Source organism: Nocardia sp. NPDC006630, from assembly GCF_040611495.1.
GTDB lineage: Bacteria > Actinomycetota > Actinomycetes > Mycobacteriales > Mycobacteriaceae > Nocardia.
The window spans coordinates 189872-212115 of record NZ_JBEXOK010000001.1; the positions used below are offsets into that span (position 1 = coordinate 189872).

Genomic DNA, 22244 nt, shown 5'->3' on the forward strand with positions numbered 1-22244 from the left:
TCCCGGAGAACAATTCCGGGAGCCGCCGTCACCGCCCGCCGAGACTGGCCGCGGCCTCGTCGCCGACGTACGCCGCCCAGAGCCGGCGGTACGGGCCCTCCGTTGTGAGCAGGTCGGCGTGGCGGCCGGTCTGCAGCAGGCGGCCCTCGCCGACAACGACGATCATGTCGGCGTCCGCGGCGGTGGCCAGGCGGTGCGCCACGACAATGGTGGTGCGTCCTGCGGTCAGCAGATCCACGGAAGCGCGGACGCGGGCGTCGGTCGCCAGATCCAGTGAGGCGGTGGCCTCGTCGAGAATGAGGATGTCCGGCTCCACCAATTGCGCACGCGCCAGCGCGAGCAGCTGACGCTGGCCCGCCGAGAGACTGTCACCGTGCGCGCCGATCGGCTGCCGGTAACCGTGTTCCAGGGCGGCGATCATCTCGTGGGCGCCCACTGCCCGGGCAGCCCATTCGATATCGGCGGGCGTGGCATCGGGTTTGCCGTAGGCGATGGCCTCCTGCACGGTATCGCCGAACAGGAAGGGTTCCTGTGGCACCACCCCCAGCCGCTTACGGAAGTCCCGCAGCCGATAGTCCCGAATGTCGACGCCGTCGACGAACACCGCGCCCGCGGTCGTGTCATACAGGCGCGCAAGCAGTTTCACCAGGGTCGACTTGCCCGCGCCGGTCTCACCGACCACCGCGACCTTCTGCCCCGGCGCGATACGCAGATCGATGCCCGACAGCACCCGTGCGCCCGCGGGGTCGTAGGCGAAGCCGACATCACGGAACTCGATCTCGCCGGTAAGGCTCCGCACCGGACGAGCATCGACAGCGTCCGGCGTCGCCACCGATTCACGCATCAGCCCGCCGAGCCGCTCCACGCCCACGACCGCCTGCTGATAGCTGTCGAAGACCTGCGACAACTGCTGGATGGGTGAGAAGAGCAGATCGGTGTAGAGCAGGAAGGCGATCAATGTGCCTGCGGTGAGCGCACTTTCGCGCACCTGGTGCACTCCGAAGGCCAGGACCAGGGCCGTGGCGAGGACCGACATGAACTCGATGAACGGGAAGAACAGCGCCATCAGAGTCTGGCTGCGCAGCCGCGCATTCCGGTAACCCCAGGAGCGGCGCTCGAATTCACGCTGGTTCACCGCCTCCCGGCGATAGGCCTGCGTGACCGCGATATTGTCCACGTTCTCCTGCAGGTAGGCATTCGCGGCGCTGACCTGTTCGCGCGCCAGGTTGTACGCGGGTACCGAGGCCCGCCGGAAGGCGATGGTCGCGGCCACCAGCACCGGCATCAGGGCCAGGACCACCAGGGCCAGCCGGGCGTCGATGACGATCAGGGCCACCACCACGCCGCCGATGGTGAGCGTGCTGGTCAAGGCCACCGAGAGCCCGGTCTGCAGGAAGGCCGACAGTCCGTCCACATCGGTGATCATGCGAGTCATGATGCGGCCGGCCAGTTCTCGCTCGTAGAACTGCAGACCCAGGCGCTGCAATTGCGCGAACACCTTCACCCGCAGTCCGTACAGCAGACGCTCACCGGCCCGCCCGGACACCCGCACCTGCGCGACCGTGATCGCCCAGTCCACGATCACGACCGCGAAGGCCGAGGCGGCGGCGATCAGCAGCACATCCCGCGCACCGGCCAGCACGCCGTGGTCGATGCCGTAGCGCACCAGGACCGGAATCAGGATCTGGGCCAGCGCGTCCAGGAAGACCAGGCCGAGTCCGGCCAGCAGCGGCAGCGCGAAAGGCCGCAGCAGGCGGGCCAGCGAGAACTCGGCGTCGGGGGTGTGCGAGAAGTCCTCGGGCACTTCGGGTTCACCGGTGAGCGCGGGTAGCCGGTCGATCAGCGCGCGCACATCACCGGAGGGGGGCGCACTCGACATCATGCCCCCGGCCATCGCGCCCGGGGAGCCCGCGGCACGCTGCGAGAATGCCTTCGCCATCTGTTCGAGGGCGCGCGATTCGTCCCCGTCGGCTTCGGCCGCCACCCACAATCCGGCCGTGGGCACCGTATCGGCCGCCACACCCGCATCGTCGTCGAAACCGGTCGGATCCGGTGGGGTGAACAGCGCATTGAAGAGCTCGCCGGAACTCTGCAGCTCGCGCAGGGTGCCCAGTTCGGCGACCCGGCCGCCGTCCAGGACCGCGACCCGATCCGCCAGCGCCAGCGTCGAGATCCGGTGTGCCACCACAATGGTGGTGCGCCGCCGCACCTCGGCGGTGATGCGCGCGAAGATCTCCTCCTCGACCTGTGCGTCGATGGCGGAGGTGGCATCGTCGAGCACCAGGATCGGGGCATCGGTGATGAGCGCCCGGGCCAGGGCGAGGCGCTGGCGCTGCCCGCCGGAGAGCCGCTGCCCACGGTCTCCGATCATGGTGTCCAGCCCCTCGGGCAGCGCGGCGACGAATTCATCGGCGGCGGCCAGATGCAAAGCGTGCCACACCTGTTCGTCATCGGCGTCCGGACAGCCGTAGGACACATTGGCGCGCACCGTATCCGCCATCAGCGAGGTGTCCTCGAAGACCATGGCCACGCGCGAGCGCAGGTCCGGGAGCTCCTGAATATCGGTGCCATCCAGCAGAATCCGCCCCTGCTCCGGCTCGAACAGGCGCGGCAGCAGCAGCGTCAGGATCGATTTCCCGGAACCGGCCGCGCCCGCGATGGCGATGGTCTCACCCGGCTCGATACCGAGATCGAGCCCGTCCAGCACCGGCGGCTGACCATCGAATCCGAAACGCAAACCCTGGAATTCGAGGCGTGGCGGGTTATCAGGCCAGTGCACCGGTTCGGTGTCCGGTAACGGCCCCTCGACCGCGGCCGAACCCTCGATGACCTCACGCACCCGATCCAGCGAAGCCTTGCCCTGCTGGCTGACCGTCAGCAGCATCGAGAACATGCGAATGGGCGTGACAAACGACCCCAGGTAGGTCATGAACGCCAAAAATGTTCCCAGCGTGATGGATTGGTGCAGCGCGAGCAGACCGCCGACCACGAGGATCAGCGCCTGACCGGCCGCGGGCACCGCCTGCATGACAGGGGTGAACCGGCTGGTGATCCGGGCAATGCGCAGCCGGGACCGGTACAGATCACGCGTGGCGGCGGCCATCTGGTCCAGCTCGTGCGATTCCTGGCCGAAGCCCTTCACCACCCGCACGCCCGCGACCGCGGCCTCGACCCGCATGGCGACATCGGCGGCCCGGGCCTGGGCATCCCAGTTGGCCGGGAACAGTTCCCGCTGACTGCGCGAGATGATCAGCCACAGCGCCGGAACCACCAGCAGCGCAATCACACTCAGCAGCGGCGACATGAAGGTCATCAGCACCAGTGACGCGGCCAGCAGCACCACATTGCCGGTGACCAGCGGAACCAGCTGCAGAAACATCTGAATGAGCGTCACATCGGTGATGGCGCGGCTCACCACCTGCCCGGTGTAGAGCCCGGATCGCTGCCGCCCGTTCATACGCAGCAGCGAGGCGAACAGATCACGCCGCAGATCGTGCTGCACATCCAGCGACAGCCGGGACGAGCCGACCCGCCGCACCCGGCCCGCCACGAAGCGCGCCGATCCGAGTGCGAGCAGTACCAGCACCCACGGCAGTACCGAGGTGGCGGTGACCGTCAGATTGTCGACCACATGCCGGACCAGCAGCGGCAGCAGTGCGGTGAGAACTCCGGACACCACCGACCCGATCGCGGCCATGAGCGCCGTGCGGCGGTGGGATGCACAGCGCCGCAGCAGATATCGGACCCAGCCGTCGGCGCGGTCGGCATCGACCGCGCCGGCGGAGGAGAGGGAAGTGCGAGTCATCCGGCGACCACGAGCTCGGCTGCCGCCGAGAACTGGTTTTCGGGGCGGGTCAGGCCGTAGTGCCCGCGCAGGGTGGTCTCGGTGTACTCGGTGCGGAACAGCCCGCGCTGCTGCAGAATCGGCACCACCTCGTCGACGAATCGGTCCAGACCCGAGGGCAGTACCGCGGGCATGATGTTGAATCCGTCTGCGGCGCCGCGGGTGAACCACTCCTCGATGGTGTCGGCCACCTGCTCCGCGGTACCGGCGAAGGTGTGGTGCCCGCGCCCGCCGCCGAGCCGGCCGATCAGCTGGCGCAGCGTAAGCCGTTCGCGCCGTGCGAGATTCACAATGAGGGTGAACCTGCTCTTGGCGCCCTGGATTTCGTCCTCGGAGGGCAGATCCTCGGGCAGTTCGCTGTCCAGATCCAGATTCTCGACCGGAATGCCCCAGACCCGGGCCAGCTGCCGCTTGGCGTACTCCGGCGAGATCAACCGCTCCAGTTCGGCATCCAGCTCCCGGGCATGGGCCTCGGTATCGCCGATGACGGGCACGATGCCGGGCAGGATCTTGATGGTCTCCGGATCCCGGCCCAGCGCGACCGCACGCCGCTTCAGGTCCGTGTAGAACTCGAGACCGTCCTCGATGGTCTGCTGCGCGGTGAAGACCGCCTCCGCATGCCGCGCGGCGAACTCCCGGCCGTCCTCGGACGAACCGGCCTGCACCAGAACGGGATAGCCCTGCGGGGAGCGCGGCAGGTTCAGCGGGCCCGCCACCTTGAAGAACCGGCCCTCGTGGTCGATCGCGCGCACCTTGCCGGGGTCGGTGTGCAGGCCCGACTCCTTATCGGCGACCACCGCGTCATCGGCCCAGCTGTCCCACAGCTTTGTCGCCACCTCGACGAATTCGCCGGCCTTCTCGTAGCGCAGCCGGTGGTCCGGCACATCGTCGAGCCCGAAATTGCGGGCCGCGTCCGCACCGGCGGTGGTGACGATATTCCAGCCGACACGGCCGTTGGACACCCAGTCCACCGAGGCGAACCGCCGAGCCAGATTGAACGGTGAGTTGTAGCTGGTGGAGGCGGTGGCAATGAGGCCGATGCGCTCGGTCTGCACGGCGATGGCGGTGAGCAGCACGGTCGGATCCAGCTTGCCGCTGGGCCGGCGGCCGGTATCGCCGAAGAGCACCGGGCTGTCGGCGAAGAAGATGGAGTCCAGCTTCCCGCGCTCGGCGATCTTCGCGAGATTCACATAGTGGTCGATCTTGGTGTTCGCATACGGATCCGATTCCGGCAGCCGCCACGACGCCTCGTGGTGGCCGGTCGACATGAGAAATGCGTTGAGGTGCAACTGCTTCGGTGATTCAGACATGGTTTTCCTTTCAGACCGCGACCGGGGCGACGCCCAGCGCGGTCAGCAGAGTGCGGCGGATGCGCTGGAATTCCGGGGCGCCCGGATCCCGCTCGGCCGGTAATTCGATGGGCAGATCGACGGTGAGGCGGCCGGAATCCAGCACCAGCACCCGCTGTGCGAGCGTGATCGCCTCGTCGACGTCATGGGTGACCAGCAGGACGGTCGGGGTGTGCCGCTGCACCAGTTCGCGCAGCAGTTCGTGCATCTTGATGCGGGTCAGGGCATCCAGCGCGCCGAAGGGCTCATCGGCCAGCAGCAGATCCGGATCCGCCACCAGCGCCCGGGCCAGGGCCACCCGCTGCTGTTCGCCGCCGGACAGTTCCGCGGGCCAGGCCCGTTCGCGTCCGGCCAGGCCGACCTCCGACAGCAGGGCCCGGCCGGCCTGACGGCGCGAGCGGGGTTGTCCGTAGAGCACATTGGTGAGCACGCGCTGCCACGGCAGCAGTCTCGAATCCTGAAACACCACAGACGTTTTCGCGGGCACCCGGAAGACACCGGAGCCGCGCACATCGTGATCGAGTCCGGCCAGCGCGCGCAGCAGGGTGCTCTTCCCCGAGCCGCTGCGGCCGAGCAGGGCGACGAACTGCCCCGGCGGAATGGTCAGCGTGATGTGGTCCAGGATGGTGCGATCGCCGAAAGACCGGGCCAGCTCCCGGGTGTGGACGCCTAGGTCGCGATTGTGCGTCGCCATGACAGCACCTTGCGTTCGACGAGACGGATGGCGGCATCGGAGATCAGGCCGAAGATGCCGTAGATGCCCAGGCACACCAGAATGACGTCGGCCTGCCCGTAGTTCTGCGCATCGCTCATGAGTTTGCCCAAACCGTCTGTGGCATTGACGGATTCGACCACGACCAGCGCCAGCCACGATCCGGTGATGGACAGTCGCAGACCCAGGAAGAAGCCGGGCAGCGAACCCGGAATCACCACTCGGCGCAGGAAGTCCAGGCGCGAAACGCCCTGCACCTCAGACAGTTCCACCAAGCGCTTGTCGATGGTCGTGAGCGAGGCGTGGGTCTGGATGTACATGGTGATGATGACGCCGAACGTGATCACCACGACCTTGAACGTCTCGCCGATGCCCAGCCACAGGATCATGAGCGGGATCAGGCCCAGTGTAGGAATGGCGCGCTTCACCTGCAGCGGCCCGTCGACCAGCGATTCACCCAGCCGCGACAGGCCGGATACCAGGGCGAGGGCGGTGCCGATGAGGACACCCAGCCCCAATCCGGTCGCGGCCCGGCGCAGCGAGGCCTCGACATTCCCGGTCAGGCTGCCGTCGCGCAGCAGGTCCCAGCCGGTATCGAGCACGGTCCACGGCGCGGACAGCTTGCGGGCGTCCAACCAGCCGAAATGGCTTCCGGCCGACCAGGCGGCGAGCAGCAGCGCCACACCGAGCAGCCGGGCGAACGGGATCTGCTTGCGCACCCCGAGGCGGCGGACGCGACGCCGTTCGACAAATCCGTCGGGCGCGGCGGCAGCCCGGTACGGCAGTGCCGCGAGGCGCGGCAGGGCGACCGTCATGATTGCACCTGCGTCCGATACTGCGCGGGCACGGCGGCCGACGCGAGTTGTTCGAAGCGCCGATCGAACAGTGCGGCGACATCGAAGCTCTTACCGAAATAGCCGTCCTTGGTGACCAGGTCGACGGTGTCCTGCTCCCACTTGATGGCCGCATCCCAGTTCTCGGGATAGTAGGGGCGATCCGTGGCCGCCAGAATTCGCCGGCCGTCCTCGGCCGAAACCTTCTGGTCCTTCACGTAATACGCGTCCAGCCACTGATCCGGATGCTCCCAGGACCAGATGTCCGTGCTCGCCCAGGTCTTCACGAATTCGGCGACACCGGCCAGTTTCGAGGAATCCTGGAGCACCCTGGTCGGCGCCCACAGAATCGTCAGCGCGTCGACGGCGGGTGTATCCACCGCTCGCGCGCCCTGACTGCCGTACTGCGCCAGGTATTTCGTGGTCTGCGGCTCCGCCAGCGGAGCGACGTCGATCTGCCTGCCCTGCAGCGCGGTGAGGAATTGCGGACTGTTCAGCTCCACGAGTTTGACCTCGTTCAGCCCGATGCCCGCCGCCTGCAGCGTGCGCAGCACGATCACGCCCTGGGCCTGCCCCGGTGAGAAGCCGATGCGCTTACCGCGCAGGTCCGCGAGCGAGTTGATATTCGAATTCGCGGCCGTCGCGAGTTTGTACAGCGGTGTCGAACGCACCTTGACGCCAACGATTTTCGCGTCCACACCGGTGGCATGCGCCTGGATCGGCGGAATTCCGGCATTGGTGGCGATATCCAGTGCGCCGCCACGGAAAGCCTGAATCACATCCGGACCGGCTTGGACTACCGGCCAATCAGTCACGGTGAACGGCAGCGAATTCAGTTGACCGGAAGCCTCCAGGGCGACCCGGGTGGTATTCACCGAAATCGACAATTTGGTGCCGGGTGGTACCGAAGTAGGCAGTGCGGCCGAGAGATCGGTATCTCCGCCCTTGGTGGCGCAACCGCTGACCAGCAGCACCGCCGCGGCCACCACCAGTCCTACTCCGTAAATAGTTGAACGCATTCTTTACTCCTCGCTCGAATGTGCCGGACAACGGCATGAGAATCCGAATAGCGAGGACAGGCTGAGCTCCCGGACCGGACCGCGAATGCGTAGTCGTTCATGTCAAGACTCTCGCGGAAAACATTGCGATCGGGCAACATTCGTTCGACTTAAAATTACTGGGAATCGAAGGCGAGCTGCCGCGGCGCCGCGGCGACCACCGCCAGCGGATCGGTGAAGAGCTGGTGCAGCACCACGGTGCCAGCGGCGGTCTCGAGCACCCGGCCCAGGAACGAGGAGCCGGTGACCACCTCCTCCGGTCGCTCGCAGGCCGAGAAGCGGCGCACCACATCGAGATACGTCGCGCGCACCCCGGGCACCCGCACCATGGCCTGGTCGACGACGACCACCGTGTCCGGGTCCAGCAGGTCGATGACGACCGCGATCACCCGGCCCAGGACTTCGGCCCGGTCCACGAACAGTGCGCGGGCCCGTTCATCGCTGCTCGCGGCGGTGATGAGATCGGCAATGCTGCGCACCGGCAGCGATGCGAGTTGCGCCCGGGCCACCAGGGCTCGATCGGCGCAGTCCGCCAGCGCATCCTCCGCCGTCTCTCCGCCCACCAGGCGGGTGATCGCGCCGGCGGCCGAACGCGGGCCGTAGTGCACCCGGCCGTGCACCGCGAATGCCACATCGATGACATTGCCGACGAACAGCACCACCGTCGCCGCGGCATCGCGGGCGTGGCCGAACAATTGTTCCGCGTGCACCATGGCGCGGGTATGGCTGTCGAGGGTGACCGGCAGCCCGGTCTCGTCCGAGAGGTACTGCCGCACAGCGACATTGTGCCAATGCAGGGTGCCGTGATCGACGACCGAACCGGCCTGAGTGTCCACCCAGCCGCCGATCGCCACTCCCACGCCCAGAACGCGCTCGGTCAATTCATCGCGCAATCGCCGGACCTCCGCGGCGGCGGACGCCAGAATCCGATCAGGGTTCAGATCGATATGCGGCACGCGATGCGAAAGCCGCACCGCCCCAGCGATATCGAGTGCCGCGACGGTGGTGTGCTCGGCCGCGATGTGCACACCGATCACCACATTGCCCGCAATATTCAGCACCAGCGGTGAATGCGGCCGCCCCATTCCGGCGGGGCCCGCCGTCTCCGGCAGTTCGAGCAATAGCCCGGCCGCCACCAGCGCCCGCACGTGCGCGGTCACCGTCGCCGGCGACAACCCCGCCAACTTGGCGATCGCGCTGCGCGGCGCACTCCCCTGCTCCAGCACCGCCCGCAATACCGCCCCGGCACTATTACCTCCAGTTGCCACCGCCATCTCACCTCGATCGATCGGTGCCATCATCCGCACCGGGACCGGCCCGCCGGAACCCTTGCGATCAGGGCGATTCTGGGGCCGCTCGGCGCACCGGGTTCGCCATGTCCGCCAGGCGAGCCCGCGAAGTAGTCGTGCCGCCCGCTGCGAAAGAGACCGCGGTGGCGACGAGAAGATTCGCGAGGAGGGCGATCAGTCCGCCATTGACGCCGAGGAGAGGGTCACGGCCGAAGAGATGCAGCAGCAGGACTACTGCGGTGCCGGTGATCAGGCCCGCGGTTACTCCGGCGGTGGACAGACGGCGCCAATAGAGGCCCAGGAGTACGGCGGGGACCAGTTGCGCCATGCCCTCGTAGGACAGGACCGAGAGGTTGACCAGGGCCGACGGGTAGAGCAGGGCTCCCGCCAGGGCCAGTGCTCCGACGATGAGGCAGACCAGTTGGGAGCGGGTGCGTTGACGACCGGCGGAGAGCGGTGTGGAGCCCTGCAGGCCGCCGCCGAGGATTGTTCTGCCCCAGAGGGTTCCGATGGAGACCAGGAAGACGCTCATCGGGACGATGGCCGACAGGGCGCCCGCGATGCCGATCACCGCCACCACGACGGGCGGCAGTGAGTCGGTCACCAGATCGAACAGCGCCAGATCGGGATTCGACAGGTGCGGGACCACGAACAGCGCGGCCGCGCCGATGAACATCGGGATGACCAGCAGCAGTTGATACCAGGGCAGGAATATCGAATTGCGGCGCAGGGCAGTGGGATTCGCGGCGGAGAGGTAGCCCGCCACGGTCGTCGGGAAGATGCCGATGGTCACCGCGTTCAGCACCACGGTGGAGACGAACCAGGCCGCGCCGAAGGTGCCGCCGCCGGCTCCCGGGAAGGTCAGCCACTGCGGCTTCTCGGCGACCATGCGGTCCAGCAGCTCACCCGGACCGTCGAAGTAGTGCCAGGGCACATAGATCGCGAGGAACGCCACCGACAGTACGGCGAGGCCGTCCTTCAGCACGCTCACCCAGGCGGAGCCGCGCAGGCCCGAGGTGAGCACGAACGTCTCGGCCACCACGAACGACACCACGGCCGCGACCTTCAGATCGACGGAGCCGTAGGACATGGCATTCACCACCACACCCATGCCCTGAATCTGCAACTGCACGTAGGGGACCAGGAAGATCGTGCAGATCAGCGCCACCACGATGCCCAGCCTGCGCGAGGAGAAGCGATGCTCGGCGATATCGGCGATCGACATCAGGTGGTGCCGGGCGCAGTAGGTCCAGATGAGCGGGGCGAGAAAGTAGGCGGCGACCAGCCCCGTGCTGAGGTAGGCGATCAGATAGAAGATCGGGACGCCGTACCGGTACGACCAACCGGCCGCGCCCAGAAACGAGAAGCTCGTATACGACTCCCCCGCCATGAGCAGCAGTACGAACAGCGTGCCCAGGCCCCGCCCGGAGATGGACCATTCCGACATCGAACGCTCCCGTCCGCGCCCGGACAGCACGCCGATCACCACCGTCGCGAGCATGGCCACCGTGAACAACGAGACCGCCACCACGGCCCGGCCGGTCACGAAAGCGCCTCCGGCGCAGTGGTGTTCTCATCGGCGGGCACGAATTCCTCGGCGCCCGCGCGATAGGCCGGATCGAAGCGGGCGACCAGCGCGACCAGCGGACCGCTCAGCACCGTCACCACCAGCAGGTACGCGATCAGGAACGGGATGCCCAGCAGGCGCGGCTCGATGCGGTTGGCGATCACCGGCGTCAGGCAGTACAGCACCGCCGGCAGTGCCAGCAGCCATAGCACCGGCCCCCGGCGGCGCAGCGGAATCGCCGGTGCAGGTCCGGACGGTGCGGGTTCAGCCATGGACGTGCCTCTCCTGTGGTCCGACATCGCTTACCACCCACCCTTGCCGATCACCGGGCCGGCGACCAGTCACGCCCCTGCCGTGTCGCCCCGAACCTCGCGGCGCCCACCGACTGGCAGTCAGGATCGCCCTGATCGCAACCATTCGGCGGAAGCGGTTGTCCGCCTTACGGTGTCCGGACACTCCTTCTCGTGTGAGGACCATGTCCCATGAACGACACCTGGCAGACCAGTACCGACGTCCTGGTGATCGGCGGCGGGCCGGCGGCCTGCTGGGCCGCGATCCACGCACGCGAAGCCGGAGCGCGGGTGATCCTGGCGGACAAGGGCTACTGCGGAACCAGCGGCGCCACAGCGCCTTCCGGCACCGGCGTCTGGTACATCGCTCCCGAGGCCACCGCCCGCGCCAATGCCAAAGCCAGCCGGGAGGCGCTCGGCGGGCATCTGGCCGATCACTACTGGATGGACCGGGTGCTGGACCGGACCTATACGAATATGAATCGCCTCGCGGTGGAGGGGCGGTATCCGTTCCCGATCGATCCGCAGACCGGGGAACCGCTGCGCACCGGGGTGCAGGGTCCGGAGTACATGCGCCGGATGCGCGCCTGGGTGCAGCGGCTCGGTGTCGAAATCCTGGACCACTCACCGGCATTGGAGCTGCTCACCGATTCCGACGGGGTGGTGCGCGGGGCGGCCGGCTATCAGCGGCAGCTCGATCGCGACTATCGCATCGCCGCGGGCGCGGTGGTGCTGGCCAGCGGCGGCTGCGCCTTCCTCTCGCGCGCGCTGGGCACCAATGTCGACACCGGCGACGGCGCGCTCATGGCGGCCGAGGTGGGTGCGCGGTTCTCGGGCATGGAATTCTCCAATGCCTACGCCATCGTGCCGAAGGGTTCGACCGTCACCAAGACCGCCTACTACGGATACGCCACCTTCTTCCACGAGAACGGAGAGGTGGTCGAGGGCGCCGGATCCACCAGCGGCCGATCGGTCATCGCCCGAACCCTGTTGACGGAGAAGGTGTTCGCGCAGCTCGATCGCGCCGATGCCACGGTGCAGGCGCAGATGCGGGTCGGGCAGCCGAACTTCTTCCTGCAGTTCGACCGGCGCGGGATCGATCCGTTCACGGACCGGTTCGAGGTGGATCTGCTCGCCGAAGGGACCGTGCGCGGGACCGGCGGCATCGATATCGTCGACGACGAGTGCGCCACCACGGTGCCCGGGCTGTACGCGGCCGGTGATGCGGCCACGCGGGAACGCATCTGCGGCGGCTTCACCGGCGGCGGCAGCCACAATTCCGCCTGGGCCATGTCTTCGGGCAGCTGGGCGGGGGCGGGGGCCGCGACCTTCGCGCTGAGTTCGCCGCGACCGGACCAGGCGGCGCTGACCGGCGCGGGACGCGTCGGATTGCGGCCGGAGCACACCGAATCGGTGACCGCCGAAGAGGTGGTGGCCGGTGCACAGGGTGAGCTGATTCCGTTCGAGAAGAACTATCTGCGCCACGGGGATCGAATTCGGCCCGCGCTGGATGCGCTGGACGAGGTGTGGGAGCGGGCGAAGGGACTCGGCGGCGGCGCCGGTGATGCGCGGGTTCGGGCGCGGCAGGCCGCGGCGATTACCGCCGTCGGACGGCTCATGTATCGATCGACCCTGCAGCGCAATGAAACTCGCGGCATGAGCAAGCGTGCCGATCATCCGGATCTGGATCCGGCGCAGCACCACCATATTCTGTCCGGCGGCCTCGATCAGGTATGGACCTCCACCGCCGCGGCCACCAATACCACCGTGGCGGTGGCGTCATGATCGAACTCGTCCGCGCCGCCGATTGCATCGGCTGCGATAAGTGCGTCGATGTGTGCCCGACCAATGTCTTCGACCGCACCGACAGCGGAATTCCGCTCATCGCAAGGCAATCCGATTGCCAGACCTGTTTCATGTGCGAGGCCTACTGCCCCACCGACGCGCTGTATGTCGCACCCGATGCCACACCGCTCTCGGATCCTGCCGCGATTCCCGAGAGCCACATCGGCCGCTACCGCAAGGAAATCGGCTGGGGGCACGGACGCAAGCCGGGCAGTCTACTCGCTGTCGGGCCCCGGCTCCCCCATGGTGCACCACCCCCGCGGCTGTCCGAGCTCTGATCTGGGGACGCCCGCACGGACAGTGCCGGCCCGCCTTCGAACGGCTGCGTGATCACATCGATCGGCCACTGTCGCGCGTTCGCAAGGTGGGTCCGCACTACTCTGAACCCTGTTCGGCTCCACTGTGTTTCGGCGATCAGTCCGACGGCTCGAGCGCGGCGATAATCGTCTCGCGGAGCCAGCGCTGGGCCGGATCGGCGTCGAGCCTGGCATGCCAGAGCAGTCGCACATCGATCTCCGGCAGGTCTGCGGGGATCGGGAACCAGCGAATGCCGAGGGTTCGGCCGTACTGCTCGGCGAGGCGCTGCGGGACCAGTCCCACGTAGGGGCTCGACGAAACCAGCAGGGCGGCAACGGCGGTGGTGGGGACCACCGCCGCGATGTGGCGCTGCAGGCCGGCCGCTTCGAGGGCATCGTCGAGCGGTCCGCGGGCGCGGCCGCGACGCGAGGCCGAGACGTGCGGATGGCGGCACAGCTGCGCCAGGGTGGGGCGGCGCCCGCTGCCCAGCGGACTGTCGGCGCGGACGATGCCGACCATGCGTTCGCGATACAGCACGGCTGTCCGGATATCCGGTGCCACAACATCACTGGGGCCGATATCCAGATCGACGGATCCGTCGCGGAGCGCCTCGATGCTCTCATTGCCCTCGCCGACGAAGCGCAGGATCACCCCCGGTGCGACCGCCGCCGTGGCTTCGACGGCCGCCGTAGCCAGGGTCGCGGCGAGACCGTCATTGATGCGAATCGTGAAGGTGCGCTTCAGATCCGCGATGCCGCCCTCGCGGTCGGCGCTGATCAGCGCCGCCGCCTCGTCGAGCAGGGATCGCACCCGCGGTGCGGTGCGCAGCGCGAACGGCGTCGGGGCCATCCCGCGACCGGCGCGCACCAGGATCGGGTCGTTCATCGCCCGCCGCAGGCGGCCCAGCGCCCGGCTGGTCGCCGGGATGGACAGGTTCAGGCGCTCGGAGGCCGCGGTGACGCTGCCGTCCTGCAGCAGTGCGTCGAATACACGCAGGAGATTCAGGTCGAGCTCGGGCATAGTTGCACCGTACACAATTGATGATTGTCAAAGTTGCGTGGCACGCACAACCTCGATCTCCCTAACGTCGATGCCATGCCACTCACCGATCTGATTCGCGCGCCGGAGGCGCGCAGCCTCTCCTCTCCCCCGGCCTCGCCGCGCAGCCTGCTCGCGGCCATGTGCGCGTGCGTCGTACTCGTTGTCGGCATGGTCGCCGCGATCAATCTCGCCGTCCCCATGCTCGCCGCCAGCGCGCTGCATCCCTCCGCATCGGCGCTGGTCTGGATTGTCGACACCTATGTCATCTTCTTCGCCTGCCTGGTGATCCCCGGCGGCGCCGCGGGCGATCGCTTCGGGCGCAAGGGCGTGCTGATCACCGGGCTACTGCTGTTCGCGCTGGGCGCACTGCTGTCGGCGGTGGCGCCGAACGTCCCGCTCCTGCTGATCAGTCGTGCGATCACCGGTGTCGGCGCGGCCGCCGTCCTGCCCAATACCCTGGCCGTGCTGCTGCACGCGGTTCCCGCCGAGCGCAAGGGTCCGACCATCGCCGTCTGGGCCTCGATGACGGGGATCGGCGGGGTCATCGGCAATGTCGGCGGGGGCGCGGTGCTCTCGGGTGGATCATGGCGGTGGCTGTTCGTTGCGGCCGTGCCGATCTCACTGCTTCTCGCTCTGGTTGTCGGGCGTATCGCGCCGGTGTCACCGCGCCACGACCGCCGACTCGACGCACCGGGTGCACTGCTGCTCGTCGGCGCCTCGGTGGCGCTGCTGGTCGGCGTCGTGCAGGGCCCCGAGGCAGGCTGGGACAGTGCGCTCGTCATTGCCGGATTCGTGTGCGCCGCAGTGCTGTTCACGGTATGGACGATTGTCGAACTGAAGGTCGAACATCCGCTGCTCGATCCCCGGCTGTTCCGCCTGCCCGGCCTACGCAGCGCCTGTCTCGGCATGACGGCGATCTTCTTCGGCATGTTCGCGCTGTTCTATGTGAACGCCTCATTCCTGCAGTACGGCAAGGGATTCAGTGTGCTGCGCACCGGGCTGGGGATCATCCCGCTCACCGTGCCGATCATTCTCGGCGCCCGGCACGTCGGACGGCTGTCACAGCGCATCGGGATCGATGCCACCATCGCGCTCGCCTTCGGATTTGTCGGCTGCGGATTGCTCGGCCTGTCCACCAGCAGCGCGCAGACTCCGTACCTGGCCTACGCCGCCTGGCTTATTGTCACCGGAATCGGTGTGACACTGGCACTTCCGACGCTCTCGGGCGCCATCGCCGGATCGCTGCCGCCCGCACAGGCCGGGGTCGGCGCGGGTCTGCAGGCCACCACCCGGGAATTCGGCAGCGCCCTCGGGGTGGCTGTCATCGGCACGGTGCTCACCGCGCGATTTGTCGCCGCCCTGCCGCAGGACGTCCGGGACGGCCACCATCCGCACACCGTCGCCCAGGCCCTGGCCACCGCGCCCGGACGCAGCCACGACATCATCACCGCCTTCATAACGGCGGCGGACGCCGGACTGCGGGTGGTCGGGGTGACCGTGCTCGTCCTCGGCGCACTCGTCCTGCTGCAATCGCTGCTCTCGCGGCGCGGCAGCACCGCATAGACGGCCCCGCTCAGTGGTGGCACTGCCCGCCCTTGCGACGGCATTCCCCGTCGCAAGGGCGGTCGGCGGCGGAGACTCAGGCCCGGCGCAGGGCGAGGACCGGGATCGTACGGATGCCCTCGGTCTTGACGGCGTATTCAGCGAAACCCGGGTAGCGGCGCGCCTGCTCGGCGTAAATCGTATCCCGTTCGGGGCCGGTCACTTCCGCGACAGTGACCGGGTACTGCTCGGTGCCCACCTCGACCTCGGCCTTCCCGGCGGTGGTGAGGTTGTAGTACCAGTCGGGGTTGGTCGGAGCGCCGGCCTTGGAGGCGAACACGTAGATGGTGGCCGGATCCTGCTCATCCTGCATGTACATCATCGGACTGACGGTTTTGCGGCCGGACTTGCGGCCCACATGATGCACCAGCACCATCGGCGCACCCTCGAACGGACCGCCCACCCGGCCCTCATTGGCTCGGAACTCGGCAACGATATTGGCATTCCAGTCACTCATGCCGTGCTTCCTCCTGGTCTCGACGGATAGGCCCGTGCAAGCCTATGACGCCGCTGGAAATCGCGGGTGTCAGGCGGTGCGTGCCATCGAAGGAGAGTCCAGCTCGGTGAATTGCGACAGTCTTCGAGTCAGACAGTGAGTGCGGCCCAGATGCCGCGATGATCGGAGCCGGGCAGCTCGACCGTATGTACCTCGTGCGCGAGGGCGTCGCGCACGAGGATGTGATCGATGGCAATGACGGCCGGGTACCAGCGATCGGCGGCATAGGTGGGCAGGATCCCCGCGCCGACCGCTACCGCCGCATCCCGATAGGACCCGTCGAGGAGGACGCGGTAGGGCCGGTGGTCCATGGTGGCGTTGAAATCGCCCGCGACGATCACCGGACCGGCGCCGTCGGGGATCTTCGCCAGCAGCTGGCGCAGCAACTCCAATTCGCGCAGCCACTCGGCGGGCTTGCGCGGCCAGGGCGGCACCGGGTGGACAGCGAATACCAGTGGAGCCGGGTCATCGGGGAGTTCGACACGGGCGGAGAGCAATTCGGTGACGAAGGCGTCGTGGCGGCGGGTGTCAGAGAGCGGATAGCGGCTCCAGATTCCGGTACCGTCCCCGTACTCTCCGGTGCTGCAGTAGTGGTAGGGCAGCAACTGCGGCAAGCGCGATGCCATCATGCGCTCGAGGCCCGGCGGCGTCAGTTCGCAGACCGTCAGTACGTCGATGTGCAGCCTGTCGACGGTCGCCGCCAGCGCAAGCGAATCCGCGCCGCCTATAAGGATATTGGCCTGCATCACCCGTAGAGGTCGCCCACCCGCCGGTCGCAATCGCGGCTCGGCGGATTGCCGCACCCGGTGCCGCGGCCGCCGCACCGCCCGATATCGCGCCCGATACAGCGGCCACTGTGTCACCACGGCTGCCCCGAGCAGGACGGCGCTCGCGGCCACCGCGACCCACTGCTGCGCCACGGCGGCCAGGACCGCCGCCGGAAGGGCCGCGGCCATCAGCCACGGGGCGAGCGCCGCGGCGACGATCACCGGCTGGCGTCGCGAGTTCACGGTCCGCGCGACCAGCCCGGTCGACGCCATCAGCAAGAGGGCTGTCGAGGCCGCGAGCATCAGTGTCGAGAGCAAATTCTGCACACTACCGATCGTTCCGCCGAATGCTGTGTCTCACCTGAACGAAACCTGCGAACAGCCTTCGATCGGCATCACCGGTGGTCAGGACTGAAATAGCGGAATAACACGAGACACAGGGATCACAATTGCTGTGACTAGACGCATAATTCCTTGGGAAAATCCTGGGACCAGGCATGATTCACGATCACTCCGATTTGCCATTCGATCGCAAGAACAGGTCGGCACGCCCGGTGTGCATGGCTGGCAATGTGCCTAGAGTTCAATGAGTTTCATTGAATCGAGCGCTTATCTGTATTGGAATTGTCGTGGCCACTTTCGGCCTTCAGAAGAAGTAGAAAGGTTTGTGCCGTAATGAAGAAACTCGTAGGAACAGCGGCGGCGACGTTCGCCGCGGGCGCATTGCTGATCGGCCCGGCGGCGGGTGCGGCCTCGGCGGACATCCCGGGTGGCGGCATGCCGGCCGCGGCGGATTGGGCCGGCTTCAACCATCCGGGCTGGGGCGATCCGCATGATCCCTGGCGCGACGACTGGCATTGCGACCGAAACGGCAACTGGCACAACGACGAACACGACCAGTGGGGCCATCACGACGGCCGCTGCCACCTGTGGTGAGCCCGTAACCCGAACCACTCGGCCGATGCGCTCCGACCGGCGCCGATCCGGTACCCGGCCAATACCCTGACGGCCCTTGACGATCGGTCAGTTCGGCTTGCATAGTGTTATGCACTGACCGATCGGTCAGGCCGTGGGTCGAGAGGTGTGGTCGCCGTGACGACAATGCAAGCCGTGGTGGTATTCCAATCGGGCGGACCCGAGATGGTGCGCATCGAGGAGATCGACCGGCCGGCTCCGGGCAGCGGCGAAGTCCTGCTCGAAGTGCATGCGGCCGGGGTGAATCCGTCGGATTTCCGCGGGCGCAGCGGGTTCGCGGATCTGCCGCCGCAGTACCGGCCCTCGATCGCGCGACCGTCCGTTCCCGGCGCGGACGTCTCCGGCGAGGTGATCGCCGTGGGTGCGGGCGTGACCGATATGGCCGCCGGGGACCAGGTCTACGGCCTGGTGCGGTTTCCGCCGTTCGACGGCCGGGGCCACGGCCGCACCCATGCGGAGTACGTCACCGCGCCGGTTGCCGATCTCGCGCCGAAACCGCAGCGGCTCAGCCATATCGAGGCGGCAGCGGTGCCGATGGCGGCCCTGACCGCCTGGCAGCAGATACACCGATACGGGGCGGTCGAGCCGGGCGAGCGGGTGCTGGTCGTCGGCGCGGCGGGCGGGGTCGGTCATTTCGCCGTGCAACTGGCACGGCTGCGCGGCGCCGAGGTCGTCGCGGTCGCGTCCGGCCGGCACGAAAAGTTCCTGCGCCGGTTGGGAGTTGAGAATTTCATCGACTACACCGACGGGGATCCGGTCGAGGCGGCCGGTACCGTGGACGTCGTGATCGATTGCGTCGGCAGCGTCGGCGGGGTCGATTCCGCGCGGTGGGTCTCGGCCATCGCCGACGGCGGCCGCCTGGTGCCCATCACATTGGGTTTCTATCCGCCGGAAGAGCTTTCGCGGCGCGGCATCACGCGCGTCGGCGGACAGGTGCAGTCCAGCGGGGCGGATCTGCGCGCGCTCGGCACACTGTTCGACAGCGGCGCCCTCACGGTCGCCATCGATAGCGCCTACCCGCTACAGGACGCCCGCGGTGCGCACGAGCGCGGAGAACGCGGACATCTCCAGGGCAAGATCGTCCTGACCATGCCCGCGAGCGCCCGGTGACCACCGGACGCCGCGCCGAGATCCTGTCTGCGGCTCGGGAACTGTTCCTGCGCAAGGGATATGCCGCGACCTCGATCGCCGATATCGCCGCGGCGGTGGGCGCCAGCAAAGCGGCGGTGTTCTATCACTTCAAGTCGAAGGAGAGCATTGCCGCCGAACTGCTGGAATCCCCGTTCACCGCGGTGAGCCAGCTGATCGAACGCGCCGAGGCCGAACAGCTGACCCCGGCCCAGATACTCACCGACTACATCGACGGCGCAGCCGAAACCGGCGCCCTGTTCATCGCCTTCGCCACCGACCCCTCCGTCGCCGGCCTCATCCCCCAGCACGACGCCGACGCCGCCTGCCGCCGAATCATCGAACTACTCGCCGGCCCGACCCCAACCCCGGCCGACCGCGTCCGCAGCCGCGCCGCCTTCGCCGTCGCCCAAACCATCGTGCCCGCACTACAGGAACACGCGGGCCTGCTCGATGACGCACTCCGCCAGGAGATCCGGTCCGCCGCCCTGCGCGCGCTCGGTGCGGCGGGGCAGGCCGGTACGGCGGAGCAGGTCAGTGCGCCGCAGCGGCGGCCGAGCGGAATCTAGCGGCTGCTGACCCGCCTGGCGAGCCGTTCCGCGAGCGGCGCCTCGACGAGTTCCTCTGCGCCGGGCCGCATTCCGGCGATAGACAGCGCCAGATGCCGCTTCCAGGCGGTATCGGTGACCCCGCGGGTTGTTTCGATCACGCCGCGCATGGCCCAGAACTGCACCTCGATATCGGTGTCGGTGAGATCCGCGCGAATGCGGCCCGCCGCTTTGGCCGCGATCAGCAGTTCGGTCATGATGCGCCAGTACTCGGCCTTGAGCGCCTTGGTCTCCTCATCACTCCACAGGCGCGGCAGACAACCGCGCTGCGAGGCGATGACTTCGCCTGTCCCGTAGAGCAACTGCTCCAGCCCGCGGCCGTCGGTACGGTCGCGGGCCGTCTTCGCGATGGCCACCAGATCGTCCATCAGTTTGCGGACCAGCGCACTGATCAGCGCTTCCTTGGTGGGAAACCGGCGGTAGAGGGTGCCCATCCCGACACCGGCTACCCGCGCGATCTCATCGACACTCGCATCCATCCCGGATTCGGTGAAGACTTGCTCGGCCGCGTCCAGGAGCCGCTGCCGATTCTGCGCGGCATCCCGGCGCAGCACCTTGGGCTCATTCGGATTCATCGCCGACTACGGTACCGCCCGCGATCAGCGCCATCTCGCCGTGTGCGAGCTCAGCCGGATCCTCGAGCTGCGACTGCTGGTTCCGCTTGATCGCGGGGATGAACAGTGCGGCGAAGGCGCCCAGGACAACTGCGATGCCGAGCATGACGAACCCGTTGGTGTAACCGGACTCCTTCGGCAGGCCCGAGGGCGCGGCCCCGCTGCTCACAACACTGGCCATGAAGGCCGCGCCGAGCGAACCGCCGATGGTCCGGATATTGGCGTTCATCCCGCTGGCGACACCGGTCTGCGCCGGAGAGACCGCGGCGACAACAACATTGGACATGGCCGAGAAGGCCAGACCGAATCCGACGCCGACGATGGCCATCGCGATATAGATGTCGATCTCGTACTGGTGCAGGAACGCCAGCATGAAGTAGCCCACCGCACCGATCAGCGATCCCACGAACAGCACGTTCTTGGAACCGAAGCGCGCGGCCATCGGCCCGGAGGCCAGACCGAGCAGGAACATTCCGATGGTCATGGGCAGCAGCATCAGGCCCGACTGGGTCACCGAGGCGCCGAAGCCGTAGCCGGCCGAGGTCGGCGTCTGCAGGAACTGGGGCAGGAAGCCGAAATTCGCGTACATGCCGACGCCCATGAGCAGGGCCACCAGGTTCGCCGCCCACACCGTGCGAATGCGCATCATCTTCATATCGATGAGCGGATTGGACGAGCGCGTCTCCGCGATCACCCAGATGACCAGGATGACCACCGCGGCCGCCAGCAGCCCGAGCACCTTGAACGAGCCCCAGCCCCAGCTCGGCGCCTGACTCACGGACAGCAGCAACGCGACCAGCCAACCCGACAGCAATAGCGCGGTCGCCCAATTCACCTTGCCCTCATTGCGAATCTGCGATTCCGGGACCAGGAAATAGGCGGCCACCGCACCGATGGTGATCATGATCAGCGGGATCCAGAACAGCCAGTGGTAGCTGAGCACATCGACGATCGGACCGGCGAACACGATCCCGAGTCCCGCGCCCACCGCGGTCAGGGCGGCAATGATGCCGACCGCGCCGGGCACCTTGTCCCTGGGGAATTCGTCCCGAATGATGCCGAATGCCAAGGGCAGCACACCACCACCGACACCCTGGATCACCCGCGCCACAATCATGACGGACAGGCTCGTGGCCAGCGCAGCGAGCAGCGAGCCCGCCCCCAGCGCGACAAGCGCGATCACGAACAGCCGCTTCTTACCGTGCATGTCCCCCAGGCGGCCCATGATCGGCGTGAAGATCGACGCAGACAACAAATAGGCCGTCAGCACCCACGTGACATTGGTCTGACTGGTACCCAGCGACTCCTGAATGGTCGGCAGCACCGGCATCACCAGCGACTGCAACAGCGCATAAGCACCCACACCGAGCGCAAGAACTCCGAACGTCACCCGATAGTGCGCTCGACGGGCGGTTTCCATATTCAACTCCTCGTCGAACCGGAGGGCAGACTCCGGATACGACAAAAAAATAGCATCTCAAGCGGAGAGTCCGCTCCGCATAGGAGGTGGATCACAACGTCACGGGCACGGTATGAATCCCGCGAACGATTCACCACCTGGTTCAACAACCTGGCCATCGACGATGGCGAAACCACCGGCGGATCACCCGCCGCATTGAGATTCCTCGCGGACTACACAACGTCCGACACGCTGACCATCCCGACCGACCCGCGCTACCCCATCCACATCGCCGGACAAGCCCTACTCGACGACGGCCTGGTCATCGGCGGAGTCCGCCACCAATTCCTCGATCGCGGCGGCACCCTCGAAGCCCTGCTGACAGTAGAGTTCCCAAATACCCTGCCCGCCAAAATGATTCACCAGCACCAGTGGCACCTGGCAGTGGAATTCAGCAACTGGATCATTGCCGCCGCCCCAATCGCCGGGACGCCGTGACAACAACCGGGCGGCACCTCATTCGGTGCCGA

General features: G+C 67.4%; 20 protein-coding genes. 7 read left to right on the plus strand and 13 right to left on the minus strand.

All coding sequences use genetic code 11. The features are described from left to right. Positions 1-28: 28 nt before the first annotated feature. The 8 genes from ABZX86_RS00895 to ABZX86_RS00930 form a co-directional block, all read right to left on the minus strand. Entirely contained in the window at positions 29-3805 is a 3777-nt protein-coding gene (locus ABZX86_RS00895) for an ABC transporter ATP-binding protein (RefSeq protein WP_355118722.1), read from the minus strand. Then, positions 3802-5154 (minus strand): LLM class flavin-dependent oxidoreductase, encoded by a 1353-nt coding sequence (locus tag ABZX86_RS00900; RefSeq protein ID WP_355118723.1) that lies wholly within the window; start codon positions 5152-5154, stop codon positions 3802-3804. The genes ABZX86_RS00895 and ABZX86_RS00900 overlap by 4 nt, the downstream gene beginning before the upstream one ends. A 10-nt stretch (positions 5155-5164) precedes the next feature. Continuing rightward, a complete protein-coding gene (locus tag ABZX86_RS00905; RefSeq protein WP_355118725.1) occupies positions 5165-5887 on the minus strand; it encodes an ABC transporter ATP-binding protein in 723 nt (240 codons plus the stop codon). Continuing rightward, a complete protein-coding gene (locus ABZX86_RS00910) occupies positions 5863-6720 on the minus strand; it encodes an ABC transporter permease (RefSeq protein ID WP_355118727.1) in 858 nt (285 codons plus the stop codon). The genes ABZX86_RS00905 and ABZX86_RS00910 overlap by 25 nt, the downstream gene beginning before the upstream one ends. Continuing rightward, on the minus strand, positions 6717-7757 hold the full coding sequence (locus ABZX86_RS00915) for an ABC transporter substrate-binding protein (RefSeq protein ID WP_355118729.1): 1041 nt from the start codon (positions 7755-7757) through the stop codon (positions 6717-6719). Before ABZX86_RS00915 ends, ABZX86_RS00910 begins: the two co-directional genes overlap by 4 nt. A gap of 155 nt (positions 7758-7912) precedes the next feature. Continuing rightward, entirely contained in the window at positions 7913-9064 is a 1152-nt protein-coding gene (locus ABZX86_RS00920; protein WP_355118731.1) for an ROK family transcriptional regulator, read from the minus strand. A 67-nt stretch (positions 9065-9131) separates the two neighbouring features. Then, positions 9132-10631: a sodium:solute symporter family protein gene (locus ABZX86_RS00925; RefSeq protein ID WP_355118733.1), complete on the minus strand. Its 1500-nt coding sequence runs from the start codon at positions 10629-10631 to the stop codon at positions 9132-9134. Continuing rightward, positions 10628-10924, minus strand: a complete 297-nt coding sequence (locus ABZX86_RS00930) for a DUF3311 domain-containing protein (protein WP_355118735.1) — start codon at positions 10922-10924, stop codon at positions 10628-10630. Before ABZX86_RS00930 ends, ABZX86_RS00925 begins: the two co-directional genes overlap by 4 nt. A 210-nt stretch (positions 10925-11134) precedes the next feature. Here ABZX86_RS00930 and ABZX86_RS00935 point away from each other — a divergent pair, with 210 nt between their 5' ends. Continuing rightward, positions 11135-12727 carry an FAD-binding protein gene (locus ABZX86_RS00935; RefSeq protein ID WP_355118737.1) on the plus strand — a complete coding sequence of 531 codons (1593 nt, stop codon included), beginning with the start codon at positions 11135-11137 and terminating at the stop codon, positions 12725-12727. Next, entirely contained in the window at positions 12724-13065 is a 342-nt protein-coding gene (locus ABZX86_RS00940) for a ferredoxin family protein (RefSeq protein ID WP_355118739.1), read from the plus strand. The genes ABZX86_RS00935 and ABZX86_RS00940 overlap by 4 nt, the downstream gene beginning before the upstream one ends. A gap of 136 nt (positions 13066-13201) precedes the next feature. On the opposite strand, the gene ABZX86_RS00945 is transcribed toward ABZX86_RS00940, so the two are convergent. Then, positions 13202-14104: a LysR family transcriptional regulator gene (locus ABZX86_RS00945; protein ID WP_355118741.1), complete on the minus strand. Its 903-nt coding sequence runs from the start codon at positions 14102-14104 to the stop codon at positions 13202-13204. 75 nt (positions 14105-14179) lie between these two features. Here ABZX86_RS00945 and ABZX86_RS00950 point away from each other — a divergent pair, with 75 nt between their 5' ends. After that, the gene (locus ABZX86_RS00950) at positions 14180-15688 is read left to right on the plus strand and encodes an MFS transporter (protein ID WP_355118743.1); all 1509 of its coding nucleotides are present in this window, start codon (positions 14180-14182) and stop codon (positions 15686-15688) included. A gap of 76 nt (positions 15689-15764) precedes the next feature. Here ABZX86_RS00950 and ABZX86_RS00955 read toward each other — a convergent pair whose 3' ends face one another. Continuing rightward, the gene (locus ABZX86_RS00955) at positions 15765-16184 is read right to left on the minus strand and encodes a nitroreductase/quinone reductase family protein (protein WP_355118745.1); all 420 of its coding nucleotides are present in this window, start codon (positions 16182-16184) and stop codon (positions 15765-15767) included. Between the two features lie 128 nt (positions 16185-16312). Continuing rightward, on the minus strand, positions 16313-17308 hold the full coding sequence (locus ABZX86_RS00960; RefSeq protein ID WP_355118747.1) for an endonuclease/exonuclease/phosphatase family protein: 996 nt from the start codon (positions 17306-17308) through the stop codon (positions 16313-16315). 357 nt (positions 17309-17665) lie between these two features. Between ABZX86_RS00960 and ABZX86_RS00965 the strand changes: the two genes are divergently transcribed. From ABZX86_RS00965 to ABZX86_RS00975, 3 genes are all read left to right on the plus strand, one after another. Then, positions 17666-17926: a hypothetical protein gene (locus tag ABZX86_RS00965; protein WP_355118749.1), complete on the plus strand. Its 261-nt coding sequence runs from the start codon at positions 17666-17668 to the stop codon at positions 17924-17926. Positions 17927-18091: 165 nt separating this feature from the next. Then, positions 18092-19075 carry an NADP-dependent oxidoreductase gene (locus ABZX86_RS00970; RefSeq protein WP_355119775.1) on the plus strand — a complete coding sequence of 328 codons (984 nt, stop codon included), beginning with the start codon at positions 18092-18094 and terminating at the stop codon, positions 19073-19075. Further along, positions 19072-19662 carry a helix-turn-helix domain-containing protein gene (locus ABZX86_RS00975; RefSeq protein WP_355118751.1) on the plus strand — a complete coding sequence of 197 codons (591 nt, stop codon included), beginning with the start codon at positions 19072-19074 and terminating at the stop codon, positions 19660-19662. The genes ABZX86_RS00970 and ABZX86_RS00975 overlap by 4 nt, the downstream gene beginning before the upstream one ends. On the opposite strand, the gene ABZX86_RS00980 is transcribed toward ABZX86_RS00975, so the two are convergent. Together ABZX86_RS00980 and ABZX86_RS00985 are read right to left on the minus strand one after the other, a co-directional pair. Continuing rightward, on the minus strand, positions 19659-20276 hold the full coding sequence (locus ABZX86_RS00980) for a helix-turn-helix domain-containing protein (protein ID WP_355118753.1): 618 nt from the start codon (positions 20274-20276) through the stop codon (positions 19659-19661). The genes ABZX86_RS00975 and ABZX86_RS00980 overlap by 4 nt on opposite strands. Continuing rightward, positions 20263-21735: an MFS transporter gene (locus ABZX86_RS00985; protein WP_355118755.1), complete on the minus strand. Its 1473-nt coding sequence runs from the start codon at positions 21733-21735 to the stop codon at positions 20263-20265. The genes ABZX86_RS00980 and ABZX86_RS00985 overlap by 14 nt, the downstream gene beginning before the upstream one ends. Here ABZX86_RS00985 and ABZX86_RS00990 point away from each other — a divergent pair. Next, positions 21712-22212: a hypothetical protein gene (locus ABZX86_RS00990; RefSeq protein WP_355118757.1), complete on the plus strand. Its 501-nt coding sequence runs from the start codon at positions 21712-21714 to the stop codon at positions 22210-22212. The genes ABZX86_RS00985 and ABZX86_RS00990 overlap by 24 nt on opposite strands. Positions 22213-22244: the final 32 nt, after the last annotated feature.